The following is a 14,115-nucleotide window of genomic DNA, read 5'->3' as shown; positions in this document are numbered from 1 at the left end:
CAGAAATTCGTGAAACGGAGGGTCAGCCGGTCTCAAGCCGAGGACGGCGCTGGCGCGGGCTCGTCCAGCAGTGCCTGCAGCACGCTGGCCCCGATGCCGTTGAGCATGTCCATGGCGGTGGCCGCGTCTTGCGGCGCCTCGATCCAGGACAGCGAACTGAGCTGCAGCATGCCTTCGGCGGATGCGCCCAGATACCAGCCGAACTCTTTCAGGATCGCGGCCTGCAACGTCAAAAGCCTCAGGACCTCGGGGCCAGCCAGCTCTTGCGCAGCGACCGGCAGCAGCACTTCGGGCAGCACCGCGGCCTGTTCAGGATGCAAATGAAAGCGGCCGGCCAGACCGGCCGGCCCGCTGATGACCTGCGGAGCCATCAGGGAGAGGCCGTCTTCTGCACGCAACCCGATGTGCACCGCCAACTGGGTCAGAAAATCGATCTGGATGCGCGTTGCGGAATCGGGCACGCGAGCAACGGAGGATGGAGCGCTCATGGGGTGTCCTATGACGAATGGATGGGGATTGGAGAAGAAAGAACAACAAGGCAGGAGTGGTGCCGAGGAAACGGCATCGCGCTGGCGGTACCGCTGCCGGGGCCAAGGCGGCGCCCATGCGAATACTTGGAGCTCCGCATGCGGGCGCAACGGCTGGCATTCAGGCGAGTGCCTGAATGCAACGGCCACTGCGCGCGCAAGAACCGCTGCGGCAGCGGATGGACTGAAAAGCCTGCCGGCATGAGTCAGCAGACTTTCAGCCTTTTCATCAGCCGGTGTACGCCTTCGTACTGCGGCTCTGCGCACCTTCCACCTTTGCGGCAGCGGGTGCGAGCACATCGTGGGGAGCGTCGCTGATGTCGTTGTTGGCCAGCTTGATATTGGCCTGCGTCGCATCCGTGCGGACCACGGCTTCCTTGACGTTCCTGATCGTCGAGTTGGTGATCGAGATGTCGATCGGGAAGTCCTTGCCGCCGTTGGTGCGCACCAGCTTGCTGGTGCCATCGAAGAAGGAGTTGTCGATGGAGAAGGAACCACCGTGGTTGAGCTGGAACGTCTTGTCGGTGGCATTCGCCGCGCCGCCGTTCTTGAACACCACGTTGCCCTCGCCCTTCATCGTCATGAAATCTTCGCCCACATCGCGACCGAACACGCCATCGATCGTGGCGTCGCCCATGGTGTGAATGCCGTCTGCACCGGAAATCTGGACATTCTTCAGGGTCGCACCGGGTTCCAGCACGAACAGCGGTTTCTGGCTTTCGCCCTGGCCACCATCGCCCAGGGCGGGGCCGGCCTTGAGATGCATCATCTTGCCGTACTCCTTCAAGCCATCGAAGGTTTGCCCCGCCTTCACGACGATGGTTTCGTTCTGGATCTTCTCGGCGTCGTACGGCGGGATGCTCGTCACCTTGCCGGCCGAGCCAGAACCCGTGGTGGGGGTGGTCTCGGAAGGCTTGGTGCCGGTCGTTGGACCGCCGGTGGAAGGTTTGTCGGTGGAAGGCTTATCCGTACCACCATCACCCACTGGTGGCTTCGTACCACCGCCACCACCGGTCGAAGGCTGTGTGCCGCCGCCACCACCGCCACCACCGGTCGAAGGCTGCGTGCCGCCGCCACCACCGCCGCCACCGGTCGAAGGCTGTGTGCCGCCGCCACCACCGCCACCACCGGTCGAAGGCTGTGTGCCGCCGCCACCACCGCCACCACCGGTCGAAGGCTGTGTGCCGCCGCCACCACCGCCACCACCGGTCGAAGGCTGCGTGCCGCCGCCGCCGCCCGACCCACTATTGGACTCGTCAGGCTTTTTGCCAGTCAGGAGTTCGATCAGCTTCTGCAGCAGTTCCATCAGCTGCTGGGTCGCACCCTGGGCACCGCCGTTTTGCTTGCCGCCATTGGCCAGCTTGTCCAATGCGCTGCTGTCGCCCTTCAGGAGTGAATCCACCAGTTGCTTCAGAACGTCGCCTATCGAGCCCTGGCCCGTGGAAGAGTCACCGGCGCCGCTGGTTTCATCAGCGCCGCCAGCGCCCCCGGTATCTGTGGCCCCACCGGTGTTCCCGGAACTGCCAGTGCCCCCGGAACCCTCGGTGCCGCCCGAGCCTCCGCTTCCACTGGAGCCGTCCGCCTTGCCGCCTTGCAAGACCTGCAGAATCTGGACGAGCACCTCCAGCAACTGCTGGATCGGGGACTGGCCATCGGCGCCTTCCGCGCCCCCGGCACCTTCCGTGCCGCCCGTATTGCCCGTGCCACCGGTGTTGCCGGCGCCACCAGAGCCGTTCTGCTTGCCCAGGTCTTCCACAGCACCCGATCCACCCGTCAGCAGCGCTTCGATGAACTGCTTGGCCAGATCGCCGATGTCGTTGCCGCTTGCATTGCCATTGCCGCCGCTGCCGCCGCCATTGGCCTGGTTCGTGCCGCCAGTACCGCCACCGAGCTTGCCCAGCATCTGGCGCAAGTACGCCTCGCCCAGTTGCTCCAGCAGGTTGCCGCCGCCGCTGCCGCCATCCTTGCCCATTTCATCGAGCGTATTGTCCCCTCCGCCACCGAGCTTGTCGGCAATGCGGTTGGCCAGATCGTTGGCTGGATTTTTCTGAGAGTTCTGTTCCATGGACTTGGCGATCTGCTGCAGCAGTTCGCCGAACTGCTGCAGCAGGCCAGCAACGCCTTGGCCCTTGCCGGTGCCGGCATCCCCGTTGGCACCGCCGGCGCCGCCCTTTCCCGATACCCCGTCGCCGGCGCCCGTCTTATTGCCGGAACCATCCTTGCCCGTGGCCTTCATGATCTGCTGCAGCAGCAGCACGACCAGTTGAAGCATTTCGTCCTGCAGCTTCTGGGACGAGTTCTGCGGGTTTTCAGACAGCGAATTCAGGCTGTTGAGCCGATTGAAGGATTGGGTTTGAAAATTGACTGACATGGTGATTCCTTAAGGCTGATTGGTGGTCTTCTCGTCCCTTGCAGGGGGCGTGTTTGTGACTTTGCTGTCCGAGTCCGGACCCGTCGGTGGCGGTGCTTCGGAAGGCTTGCCTGTCGAAGGCTTGTCGGCTCCACCACCATCACCCACGGGAGGTTTCGTACTGACGTCGTCGCTGCCGGTCGAAGGTTTCGTGCCGTGGCCACCTCCACCACCATCGGTCGAAGGTTGCGTGCTACCACCACCGCTGCCACTGGTCGAGGGCTGTGTGCCGCCGCCACCGCCACTGGTCGAGGGCTGTGTGCCGCCGCCACCGCCATTGGTCGAAGGCTGCGTGCCGCCACCACCACCGCCACCGCCCGATTCACTGCCCGACTCATCGGACTTCTTGCCCGTCAGGAGTTCGATCAGCTTTTGCAGCAACTCCATCAATTGCTGGGTTGCATCCTGAGCACCGCCGTTTTGCTTATCGCCATTGGCCAGCTTGTCCAGCGCGCTGCTGTCACCCTTGAGGAGACCCTCGACCAATTGCTTGAGAACATCACCCGGAGAGCCCTGCCCCTGGGCGGAACCGTCCGCGCCACCGGCGCCACCGGCCTCGCCAGCGCCATCGGTATTGCCACCGCCGCCAGCGCCATCCGCGCCACCGGCATTGGTGCTTCCCTCGGAGCCGCCGGTATTGCCGGCGCCGCCGGATCCCTTGGCATCGCCTGCGCCATCGCCGCCACCACCGGAGCCGTCCGTTTTTCCGCCTTGCAGGAGTTTCAGGATCTGCTCGAGCACCTGCAGCAGTTGCTGGATCGACGACTGGCCTTCGCCACCTTGCGCGCCGTCCGCGCCCTCGGTACCGCCAGCGCCACCGGCACCCTCCGTACCGCCAGCGCCGCCTGCGCCGTCCGAGCCTCCAGAACCACCCGCGCCGTTCTGCTTGCCCAGGCTTTCCACCGCACCTGAACCGCCCGTCATCAGCGCTTCGATGAACTGTTTGGCCAGATCGCCAATTCCACTGGCTCCGGCATTGCCGCCGCCGCTTCCGCCACCCCCATCGGCTTGACCTGCTCCGCCCGAGCCGCCGGTCGACATCTTGTCAAGGAGCTGGCGCAGATAGCTCTCGCCCAGTTGCTGCATCAGGCTGCCACCACCGCCGTCCTTGCCCATTCCATCGAGCGTGCCGCCACCGCCACCGCCATCCCCACCGCCAAGCTTGTCCGCGATGCCATTGGCCAGACTGTTCGCCGGATTTTTCTGCCCGTTTTGCTCCATGGACTTGGCGATCTGCTGCAGCAATTCGCCGAACTGCTGGATCAGGCCGGCAGCCCCCTGGCCCTTGCCCGTGCCGGTATCTCCGTTGGCGCCGCCAGCGCCACCAGCGCCACCCTTGCCGGACACACCGTCAGTGCCGCCCGTTTTGCTGTCGGATCCGTCCTTGTCCGCTGCCTTCATGACTTGCTGCAACAGCAGCACGACCAGCTGAAGCAGTTCGTCCTGCAGCTTCTGGGACGAGTTCTGGGGGCTTTCAGACAACGAGTCCAGGTTATTGAACCTGGCCGGTGCCTGGGTTTGAAAATTGACTGACATGCTGACTCCTTAAGGCAAAGTGAAGAAATGGCTGCCCACCCCATGGCGGTTCAGACAGGGAAATGCGGCGGAGGGATCCACCGTGTTGCGCGAGGGCACGGGCTTGGAGGAAATGCCTGAGTGCGGTGGCGAGCGGATCGATACGTGGTGGGAGACCCCGGCCCCACGATGCACATCGCTGGGACACTGCAAGCGCGCCGGCACGAGGGGACGTCCAAGCCCTCCCGACACAGCGCATCGGCGCGCCGCCAATGCATGGGACAGGCTCGCGGCCCAGCTTCGAAGGCGGGGCTGAGCGGCCTGCCGATTGCCCTCACCGTCAGCCATGTGGCACCGCCGGCGAACGGGGTGAGGCAGGGGGCGAGGCCGCAGGCGACAGCAGGCGCTTGATGCGCTCGGCCACGGGCCGCATCGTGAGCTGCGGCCGCACCTGCTGGAAGAAGACGCCCACCAGGAGCACCAGCAGCAGCATGGTCGTCGCACCCTTGATGGGCTGCGCAAGGCTGTTGGGCTCCAGTTTTTCTGCGGCCTTGCCGAGCAAGCCGATGCCCAGATCGATGAGCATCAGGATCACGATCACCGGTCCGGCGATCTTGAGCACGGTTTCGGCGTAGTTGGTGACTTCGGTCGGCAGGAACCGCTCCATCAGCACCGGCCAACTGGGCATGACGCCCGTGAGCGGCCACCACTCGTACGAGTCGAACAGCAGGCCGATGAAGACCAGCATGCCCCCCAGCATGTAGAAGCCGACGATGGCCAGTTGCGACAGCAGGTTGCCCACCGGCGTGCTCTGCTGGCCACTGAGCGGATTGGTCTGCTGAATGTTGTTGTAGCCGGTCTGGTTGTCGATGAGCATGCCCACGCTCTCGGCCACCCAAAAGACGGTGCCGACCGCGAACCCGATCAGCATTCCGATGACGCCCTCCTTGAGCACCAGCACCGCCATGTCCACGGCGGTCAGCGAGTGCAGCAGCTCGTTCGGCTGGCCCCAGGCCACGAAGGCGCCCAGCACGAGCACGAGCCCGCCGCGCGTGCGTCCATACAGGAGCATGTCGTTCGTTGCCGGCATGACGAGCATGGCGGCATAGATGCGCGCGGTGGACAGTGCCAGCACGGCAAAGAAGCCCTTGAGATCGAGGGTCAGCTGGAAAAGGCCCAGCCCCTGCTGCATGGAGGGGTCCATCGCCACCTCATGCCCTGGCGCCGCGCGCCAGCTGCAATCGCGTGCGCGCAGCGGCACGGGAGCAGGCCAGCATGCGAGCGACGGCCGTTTCCTCGGCCTCCTCGTCCTGCGCGTCTTCCTGGGCCCGCTCCGCCTCCTGCACGGCCCGCTCCAGCCGGGCCTCGGTCGCCTCCAGTTGCTGCGTTGCCCGCCGCAGGGCGAACTCGCGCTCGGCCACCCGCTGCACGGCCGCCTCCACCTGGGTTGCAGCGCGCTGCGTCAGCTTGCCGGCATCGGCGCTGCGCACTTCGGCCTCTTTGACCAGAATTTGCAGCGTGACCACTTCCTGCGCATGAAAACCTTGCGGACGCTCGGTGGTCGAGGCGATCCGGCCGCGCACGTCGCTCTCGGCCTGGCGCACCTGCGCCTCCTCGGCCACGGCCGCTTCGTGCGCGGCCTGCTCGCGGTCGCGCTGCCGGGCGCTCTCCTGCAATGCCGCTTCGCTCTGCTCGACGCGCCGCTTCTTCAGGCGCACCAGGATGCGCAACCCCTTGATCGTGCTCATGAATCCCTCTCCAGCGGCCGACCGACATCGATCGACCTTCTGGCGGCAAGACTAGAAGCGCGCGGCCTCGCGCCATGGAGCTCGAACGAAGGCAGTCACGGCAATGCGAATGTGGGCACGCAGCGCAGGACTGCGATCCGTCACGTTCGTCTGCAAGGGCAAGGACTTCGCATCGATCGCGTGCCAGGCGGCGTGCAGAGCTAGATTGCAAGAACCCATCGCGCCCCGCGACCAACGAGCCCACGCCATGTCAGAAAAAACGGAAGAACCCACAGACAAGAAGCTCCTGGACGCCCGCAAGAAGGGCGAGGTCCCCAAGAGCCAGGACGTCGTGGCCGCGGCCATCCTGGTGGCCTCGCTGCTGGTGCTGATCGGCTCCGGCCCCATGCTCTACGACCACATCGCGAAGGTGGTGAAGACCGCCATGCACCAAGGCATGCAGGCGCAGGACACGCAGGAGGTTCTGGCGCTGATTTCCTCCATGGTGCTGGACGGCGCGATCGCCGCGTTCTCCCTGGTCATCGTCTCCGTGCTGGTGGCGATCATTGCCATGATGGGCCAGGTGGGGGTGATCATTTCGTTCGAAGCCATCCAGCCGAAATTCGAGAAACTGAACCCCGCCGAAGGCCTCAAGAAACTGATCAACGCACGCTCGATCATCGAGTTCTGCAAGTCGGTGGTAAAGGCCGTGGCACTGGGAGCCGTGATCTGGCAAATCGTGCTCAGCCTCGTGCCACTGCTGGTGGGCTCGGCCTACCTCTCCGCCCAGGGCGCGGGCCAGGTGGCGTGGAGCGCCATCCTGCGGCTGATCGGGTTTTCGTGCCTGGTGTTCGTGATCATCGGGCCCGTGGATTTCGGCTTGCAGCGCTGGCTGTTCATGCGCGACCAGCGCATGAGCAAGGACGACATCAAGCGCGAGCGCAAGGACAGCGACGGAGACCCCCACGTGAAGGGTCAGCAGCGCTCGCTGCGCGACGAACTGGCCAACAGTCCACCGCAGGAACGCGTGCCAGGCGCCACCGTGGTGGTCACCAACCCGACCCACTATGCCGTGGCCCTGCTCTACGAGGAGGGCGTGACGCCCCTGCCGATCGTGGTGGCCAAGGGGATGGATGCACAGGCCGCAGTGATCCGCGGGCTGGCCGCAAAGCACGGTGTTCCGATCATCGCCAACCCGCCCCTGGCCCGCGCGCTGCACCGCCTGCCGCTGAACCAACCCATTTCCGAAGAGCTGCTCGAGTCCGTCGCCGTCGTGCTGCGCTGGGTCGCAGAGCTCGACCAGTTCGGTGGCGGCACAGCCGCAAACACCTCTCCTCCCTGACAAGCCTTCACCACCAGGAACACCCCAATGGCCAAACGCTTCGACTCCACCCTGGTCAACGACATGACGATGGCGGGCTTTCTCGTCGGCGTGATCGCGCTGATGATCCTTCCGCTGCCGACCATGCTCATCGATGCGCTGCTGGCCATCAACCTCACGGTGAGCATCCTGCTGCTGATGACCACGCTGTTTATACCGGACGCGCTGTCGCTTTCGACCTTTCCTTCGCTGCTGCTGTTCACCACGCTGTTCCGGCTGGCGCTGAACATTGCCTCCACCAAGGCGATCTTGCTGCATGCCGATGCAGGCCACCTGATCGAGAGCTTCGGGCAGCTGGTGGTGGGCGGCAATCTGGTGGTGGGGATCGTGGTGTTCCTGGTCATCACCATCGTCCAGTTCATCGTGATCGCCAAGGGCTCGGAGCGCGTGGCGGAAGTCGGTGCGCGCTTCACGCTGGATGCCCTGCCCGGCAAGCAGATGAGCATCGACGCCGACTTGCGCGCGGGCCTGCTGACGCCCGATGAAGCCAAGCGAAAACGCGCTCACCTCGGAATGGAAAGCATGCTGCACGGCGGCATGGACGGCGCGATGAAGTTCGTGAAAGGCGACGCCATCGCCGGGCTGATCATCACGATGGTGAACATCCTCGCCGGGGTCGTGGTGGGCATCATGTACCACAACATGACCGCTGGCGAAGCGGCCAATCGCTTCGCGGTGCTGTCCATCGGCGATGCCATGGTGTCGCAGATTCCGGCCCTCTTCATCTGTATGGCGGCCGGCGTTCTCACCACCCGGGTGACCGACGAGCACAAGAAAAAGCCCACCTCGCTCGGCCAGGACATGACCGAGCAACTGACCCGCAATCCCCGTTCGATGTACCTGGCGGCGGCGCTCACGGCGGGCTTCGGATTCATTCCGGGCTTTCCGATGGTGCCGTTCGCCCTGCTGGCGGGCGGGCTGGTCGCTGGCGGGCACTTCCTCACCAAGAAACGCACCCAGCTCGCGGGCAATTCGCTGTCCAAGCCGATCGCGGCCCTGATGCGCGAGGGGGCCAAGGGAGACGCGCCCTCCATCCAGGAAAAAGCCCCCGAGTTCGCCAAGCCGCTGTCGATCCGCATGTCGGATGCTTTGGGCCAGCTGATCGATGCCGAGCGGCTCAACGGCGCGCTCAACAAGGAACGGGAAGGACTGCAATCCCGGCTGGGCCTGCCGTTTCCCGGCGCTGCGATGTGGGTGGCCACCGAACTGGCCGGCCTGCGTTACGAGGTGCTGATCAACGACGTTCCGGTGGCGCAGCCGGAACTGCCGGGCCGCATGCTGCTGCTGCTCGACCCCCAATCGCCACTGGCCGCATCGGCCCAGCAACACGGACCCGCGCTGGGCAGCGAGGTCTCGCTGTGGCTGGCACCGGAGGCCGTGCCCATCGCCCAACGCGAAGGCGTATGCATCGATGTGGAGCAGGTCATCGCGCGCGAAGTCGTCGGCATGCTGCAGCGGCACGCCCACCTGTTCATGGGGGTTCAGGAGGTGCAGTGGGTGATCGAACGCAGCACGCCGGAATACCCCGGTCTCGTGGCCGAGGTGCAGAAGATCATGCCCCTGCAGCGCATGGCAGAGGTGCTGCGCAGGCTGCTGGAAGAACAGGTGCCGATCCGCAACATTCGCAGCATTTTCGAGAGCCTGATCGTCTGGGGACCCAAGGAAAAAGACCTGCTGCTGCTCACCGAGTACGTGCGCTCCGACCTGGGTCGCTATCTCGCGCACGAGGCGACCAGTGGCCAGCGGCATCTGTCGGCCATCTTGCTCGATCCGGACATCGAACAGGCGATCCGCGGCTGCATCAAGCCCACGCCGGCGGGGAACTACCTGGCCATGTCGCCCGACGACGCGCGCGACCTGACCGAGCGCATCGCCGCGGTTGCGGACACCGCAAGGCAGCCCGGCGTGGCCTTGGTGACGTCGATGGACATTCGCCGCTATGTCAAGAAGATGATCGAAAGCCGCCTCGACTGGCTGCGCGTGTACTCGTTCCAGGAGTTGGGAACCCAGGTGGAACTGCGGCCTATCGGCCGCGTTTCCTGAGGCCCGCGGCCATGAGTTCTCTTCAGCGCCCAGATCACACCCTGCGCCACGTCGCGCACCCCGCAGTGGCGGCCACCGCCGCGCTGCTGCGGCCGAACTCGCAAGAGCGGTTTCGCCGCGAGCTGTTCCCCCCCGCACTGCCGCAGGAAGCCCCCGCCGAAGGCGAGGCGATCGAGTCCACCGATCCCTTCGCCATGGCTGCGGACGGCGCCCCGCCCGATCCCACGGACTCGGGCGAGGGAGAGCCTCGGGAGCAGGCCGACTCGCAAGGCGATTCGCCGCACGAAGAAGAGCGGGACGACAACGCACCGCCCGCTCCTGCGCCGCAGGCAGCGACGCCGGACCCATTGCCACCGCAATATTTCTTCATCCAGGGCGATACCGTGCCGCCGCCACTGGCACGCACACCCGCCCCCGGGGAAGCGGGGCAAGACCTGCCCGACGACCGGCCACCCGTGCACGCCGTCGGGGCCACCGGTACCGCCACGGATGCGGAGCCGCCGCAATGGCTGCGGGATACCGCGCAAACCATTACCGATCTGTGCCTGCGGGCAGACCCGGCCTTCCAGTCCTGGGCCGTCACGGTGCCCATGGACCCCAAGGTACTGCCGGAATGCGAACTGGCGCTGGGGCTTTCGTCCTATGCCATGACGCTTCGCTTCCGAACGGTGTCGTCCGAGTCCCGCCACCTAATCTCAAAGCATCGCGATCAACTGCACGGGTTGCTTGCCCGCCTGGGCACGGCCCACCGAAGCATCGACATTGACCTGGAATGACCTTGAACGCTGTCAAGCCACCGGCTTTCCCCTTAAGCGACCTCGCAAGGTATCTACCGCCCATGGACCACGGCGAAGCCCGTCTGGCGCGGGTGATGTTCGATCGGCGGTTCGTGCGTTGGGTCCGGGCCCTTTCGGGACAAACGGGTGCGTCGATCAGCCGGGCACCCGGTCGATCCGGCAAACGCATCAGCATGGAATTTCGGTCGGCGCAGGGCACGATGCGGCTGTCGGTCCCCAGGACCGACTGGCCTGCGCTGGAGATGGCGGCGCGCCTGCCGGACCCCGCGCTGGCGCGGGACGTTGCGCAGTCGCTACTGGCCCAGCCGCTCGCCCCGTTCCAGTCACGCTTCGCAGGCCTGGTGCTGCATGGGATGCAGCTGGACTCCGGCGCTGCGCCTTTCGAGATCACCGCAAGAAATCGCCGCATCGGGCTGCAGGCCATCGACGAAGCGATGGCCGGGCAGATCCAGGCGCTGCTGGCTTCCTCGGTCCGAAGCGACGCAAGCCACCTTCTCGGCTTGCGCGTGGCCTGCCGTATTCGGCTTACGCGCAAGACGTATGGCGCCTCCGAACTGGGCTCGGTCAGGGCGGGCGACGTGCTGCTCACAGGCGTGCCCGCCGGCGCTTCGGCCTCTTTGCATTGCCACTTGTCTTTTGGAATGGGCGTCTCCATGGAAACCACTGCACAACTCGATATCGACTCGCACGAAGCCACGCTCGACGGGGCACCTCAGCCCGGCAGCGAACCCATCCCGGAGCACGACCTGCCAGCGGGTGCGGAAATCGGTGCCATCGGAAAGCTGTCCATCCCCGTGGCGTTCGAGATAGACAGCGCCCGTGTCCGGCTTGACGATCTCGCGGCCTTCGGACCGGGCTCGGTCATCACGCTGGACATGCCCGTGCGCGAAGCACTGGTGCGCCTCGTTTGCCACGACCAGGTGGTCGGTACCGGCCGCCTGATCGTCATCGGCGAGCAGCTCGGCGTGCGCATCGAGCGCATGGGGCTCAGCCAGGCGGCCGAAGCACCACCACAAGACTTGCCATGACCCCGTTGTCATCCGTCCAGGGGCTGGACCCCATCTCGCTGTTCATCGCCCTGATGGCGCTGGCGGTGCTGCCGTTCGCGGCCATGGTGGTGACCTCGTACACCAAGGTGGTGGTGGTGCTGGGCTTGTTGCGCAACGCGCTGGGCATCCAGCAGGTGCCGCCCAACATGGTGCTCAACGGCATCGCCATCATCATTTCGATCTACGTCATGGCGCCGGTCGCCATGGAGGCGGCCGACAAAATCCAGAACGGGCCGCCGTCATCGCAGACGTCGAACACTCAGCAGCTGTTGGCAGCCGCTTCCGCCGCGAAGGAACCGTTCCGGCAGTTCCTCGTCAAGCACGCGCACCCGGCCGAAAAAGCATTTTTCCTGAAGTCGGCACAGGCGATATGGCCCCAGGAACGCGCCAAGGCACTGCTGGTCGACGACCTGATCGTGGTGGCCCCCGCTTTCTTGCTGACGGAGCTGACGGCCGCCTTTCGCATCGGCTTCCTGCTGTATCTGTCCTTCGTGATCGTGGAACTGGTCATCGCCAACGTGCTGCTGGCCATGGGCCTGTCTCAGGTGTCGCCCACCAACATCGCCATCCCTTTCAAGCTGCTGCTGTTCGTCGTGCTCGACGGGTGGTCCCAGGTCATGCACGGACTCGTGCTGACCTACCGATGACGGAGCTCGCAACGCCATGACACACGACAACATCGTTCAACTGACGTCCGAAGCACTGATGCTGTGCCTCATTCTTTCGCTGCCTGCCGTGGCCGTGGCGGCCATCGTCGGTTTGCTGGTGGCGCTCGTGCAAGCCGTGACTTCGCTCCAGGATGCTGCCATTTCGCAAGGCATCAAGCTGATCTGCGTGACCGTCACCGTTGCGGTCTCCGCCCCGTGGGTCGGGACCACCGTGTTGCAGTTCTCCCAGAGGCTACTTGCCGCCACGTTCACGCCATGAACCCCAACGCGCCGCTCTTCCGCGGGCTGCAGCAGTTGCAGCGGCTCAAGCAGTTGCGCCTGCGCGAACACAACCACTTGATCGCAGTGCAGCATGAGCAAGCCGCGCGCAGCGCCTCGCTCATGCAGCAGGGCCGGTTCGGTGACTACATTTTCCGTACGGTCCCCCGGCCGCCGCTGCCCTTGCCACCCAAGCAGACCCGACTCCCCGGCCAGCCCGATGCCCCGCTTTTTGCGCCAGGGCAGGACATTCCGCTCGAAATCCTGCAAACCGATCCCGAAGAATCCGAAGCACGGCTGGGATCTGCCGAGCGGTGGAAAGCGGCCCTCGACGACGACCGCGGAGAGCGCTATGCGCGGTACCGGGAATCGCTGCGGGACACCGGGAACGAGCCCACGGCGCTGGACAGCTTTCTGCGACAAGGAAGCAGCAGCCGTGACAAGGGGGACTCCCAAGAGAACTCCGAAGGCGGCAACTCTGGATCTGGTTCCGGCTCGGGATCTGGCTCCGGGTCGGGTTCCGGTTCCGGCTCCGGGTCAGGGTCAGGGTCAGGGTCAGGGTCAGGGTCTGGCAAAGGCGATCAAGGAAGTTCACGTGACAACCCTCATGCAAGCCGAATGGCCAAATCGGGCTTCGCTGAGGGAGCCATGGCGGCCCACCAGGTTTTGCAGCGGCATTACGCCGGCACGGTGCAAGACCGGGCCCATGTCCTCACACAGCGGCTTTGGGAGCACAGCCGAAAGCCCCACTTCGCTGCCACCCCCACTCGGGGCATGGCGGAGATGGCAGCGTACCTGCAAAACCACGAAGAGCGGGGTGCATTGGGCACCCTTCAGCGGGTCAAGATGGCGTTGTTGCTGTGCGGAGGTCCCGCTCCCGATGCAGCCAGTGACACCGTTCGCATGAAAGACCTCAAGGCCTTGCTGCCGCTCGCGTTGCTGAGCACCGATCTCCCGCGCACGCCGTCCCAGGCGAGCATCGCTGCAGAGCGGCAATTGCAGGCCAGCCAGTCCCTGAAACGGCCCGTTCGACCATGAGTCTCGACCAATACAACCAACTGGTCACCGAGTTGTGCGAAGCCATCGACTTGCCCGATCCGCAGGCGGTGCTCGCACAGGGCTGGATCGAGGTCGAAGGGTTCGAGGTTCTGCTGTCGCACTACGAGAACGACCCCGCCGCGCTGTATCTCAACTTCCATTTCGGCATCGTCACCGCAGGGCGCACGCTGACCATCTTCCGGCTCCTGCTGGAAGCCAACCTCACCGTATATGCGCAGGATCAGGCCCAGGCGGGCATCAACCCCGATACGGGCGGCATCATCCTGATCGTGCGGGTGCCGATGACACCGGAAATCACCGGGACCTGGCTGGCCGAAACACTGACCCACTACACAGAGCACGGACGGTACTGGAAGGACAACGTGCTGAGTTCCACCGACGAAGCCTTCAACGGCATCTGTGCGGGGGACTACATCTGGCTCAAGGTGTGAAACCCAGGCCCCCGCCGCCCTGCCCCGATCGGGCTAGAACGTGTTCAAGGTCTTTTTTGGAGCACGTGCTGGCACGCAATCGGACGGGGTGGGGGTCCGTGGCACCGCATGGGCGGGTGCCCACGCAAGCCGCCGGAACGCTGCGTCATCCGGTTGCGCTCCAACCCGCGGGACCCATGCCTTTTCAGGCGGCCTGCGTGGTGGCGCTGGCCGAAGTCCCAGGCAATGGGTGGCGCACCACGCTTTGCAC

The 14,115-nt window shown here is 65.2% G+C and carries 13 protein-coding genes; 8 read left to right on the top strand and 5 right to left on the bottom strand.

Going from position 1 to position 14,115, the window contains the following annotated elements; translation table 11 throughout:
* Window positions 1–32: 32 nt before the first annotated feature.
* The 5 genes from AVTE2539_RS20550 to AVTE2539_RS20530 all read right to left on the bottom strand — a co-directional run bounded on the left by AVTE2539_RS20550 (window position 33) and on the right by AVTE2539_RS20530 (window position 6,200).
* A complete protein-coding gene (locus AVTE2539_RS20550) occupies window positions 33–488 on the bottom strand; it encodes a hypothetical protein (protein WP_284413480.1) in 456 nt (151 codons plus the stop codon).
* A 268-nt stretch (window positions 489–756) separates the two neighbouring features.
* The gene (locus tag AVTE2539_RS20545) at window positions 757–2,784 is read right to left on the bottom strand and encodes a pectate lyase (protein ID WP_284413478.1); all 2,028 of its coding nucleotides are present in this window, start codon (window positions 2,782–2,784) and stop codon (window positions 757–759) included.
* 123 nt (window positions 2,785–2,907) lie between these two features.
* Window positions 2,908–4,473 carry a hypothetical protein gene (locus tag AVTE2539_RS20540; RefSeq protein ID WP_284413475.1) on the bottom strand — a complete coding sequence of 522 codons (1,566 nt, stop codon included), beginning with the start codon at window positions 4,471–4,473 and terminating at the stop codon, window positions 2,908–2,910.
* Between the two features lie 319 nt (window positions 4,474–4,792).
* Window positions 4,793–5,656 carry a type III secretion system export apparatus subunit SctT gene (gene sctT / locus AVTE2539_RS20535; RefSeq protein WP_284413473.1) on the bottom strand — a complete coding sequence of 288 codons (864 nt, stop codon included), beginning with the start codon at window positions 5,654–5,656 and terminating at the stop codon, window positions 4,793–4,795.
* A gap of 7 nt (window positions 5,657–5,663) precedes the next feature.
* The gene (locus tag AVTE2539_RS20530; RefSeq protein WP_284413471.1) at window positions 5,664–6,200 is read right to left on the bottom strand and encodes a type III secretion protein; all 537 of its coding nucleotides are present in this window, start codon (window positions 6,198–6,200) and stop codon (window positions 5,664–5,666) included.
* A 247-nt stretch (window positions 6,201–6,447) separates the two neighbouring features.
* Between AVTE2539_RS20530 and sctU the strand changes: the two genes are divergently transcribed.
* The 8 genes from sctU (at window position 6,448) to AVTE2539_RS20490 (ending at window position 13,865) form a co-directional block, all read left to right on the top strand.
* Window positions 6,448–7,521 carry a type III secretion system export apparatus subunit SctU gene (sctU, locus tag AVTE2539_RS20525; RefSeq protein WP_284394250.1) on the top strand — a complete coding sequence of 358 codons (1,074 nt, stop codon included), beginning with the start codon at window positions 6,448–6,450 and terminating at the stop codon, window positions 7,519–7,521.
* A 27-nt stretch (window positions 7,522–7,548) separates the two neighbouring features.
* Window positions 7,549–9,603 (top strand): type III secretion system export apparatus subunit SctV, encoded by a 2,055-nt coding sequence (gene sctV / locus AVTE2539_RS20520; RefSeq protein ID WP_284413469.1) that lies wholly within the window; start codon window positions 7,549–7,551, stop codon window positions 9,601–9,603.
* Window positions 9,604–9,614: 11 nt separating this feature from the next.
* Complete coding sequence (locus tag AVTE2539_RS20515; protein WP_284413467.1) at window positions 9,615–10,379, top strand: type III secretion HpaP family protein; 765 nt, start codon at window positions 9,615–9,617, stop codon at window positions 10,377–10,379.
* 194 nt (window positions 10,380–10,573) lie between these two features.
* Window positions 10,574–11,428, top strand: coding sequence for a FliM/FliN family flagellar motor switch protein (locus AVTE2539_RS20510; RefSeq protein ID WP_284413465.1), 855 nt, complete (start codon window positions 10,574–10,576; stop codon window positions 11,426–11,428).
* Window positions 11,425–12,096 (top strand): type III secretion system export apparatus subunit SctR, encoded by a 672-nt coding sequence (sctR, locus tag AVTE2539_RS20505; protein WP_284394255.1) that lies wholly within the window; start codon window positions 11,425–11,427, stop codon window positions 12,094–12,096. The genes AVTE2539_RS20510 and sctR overlap by 4 nt, the downstream gene beginning before the upstream one ends.
* A 16-nt stretch (window positions 12,097–12,112) precedes the next feature.
* Window positions 12,113–12,376, top strand: a complete 264-nt coding sequence (gene sctS, locus AVTE2539_RS20500) for a type III secretion system export apparatus subunit SctS (RefSeq protein ID WP_272565653.1) — start codon at window positions 12,113–12,115, stop codon at window positions 12,374–12,376.
* Window positions 12,373–13,413, top strand: coding sequence for a hypothetical protein (locus AVTE2539_RS20495; RefSeq protein WP_284413463.1), 1,041 nt, complete (start codon window positions 12,373–12,375; stop codon window positions 13,411–13,413). Before sctS ends, AVTE2539_RS20495 begins: the two co-directional genes overlap by 4 nt.
* Window positions 13,410–13,865, top strand: coding sequence for a CesT family type III secretion system chaperone (locus AVTE2539_RS20490; RefSeq protein WP_272549503.1), 456 nt, complete (start codon window positions 13,410–13,412; stop codon window positions 13,863–13,865). The genes AVTE2539_RS20495 and AVTE2539_RS20490 overlap by 4 nt, the downstream gene beginning before the upstream one ends.
* Window positions 13,866–14,115: the final 250 nt, after the last annotated feature.

Source organism: Acidovorax sp. SUPP2539, from assembly GCF_030158975.1.
Lineage (GTDB): Bacteria > Pseudomonadota > Gammaproteobacteria > Burkholderiales > Burkholderiaceae_C > Paracidovorax.
Note: the sequence above shows the minus strand (reverse complement) of the source record. Positions and strands in the feature narration are given on the sequence as shown.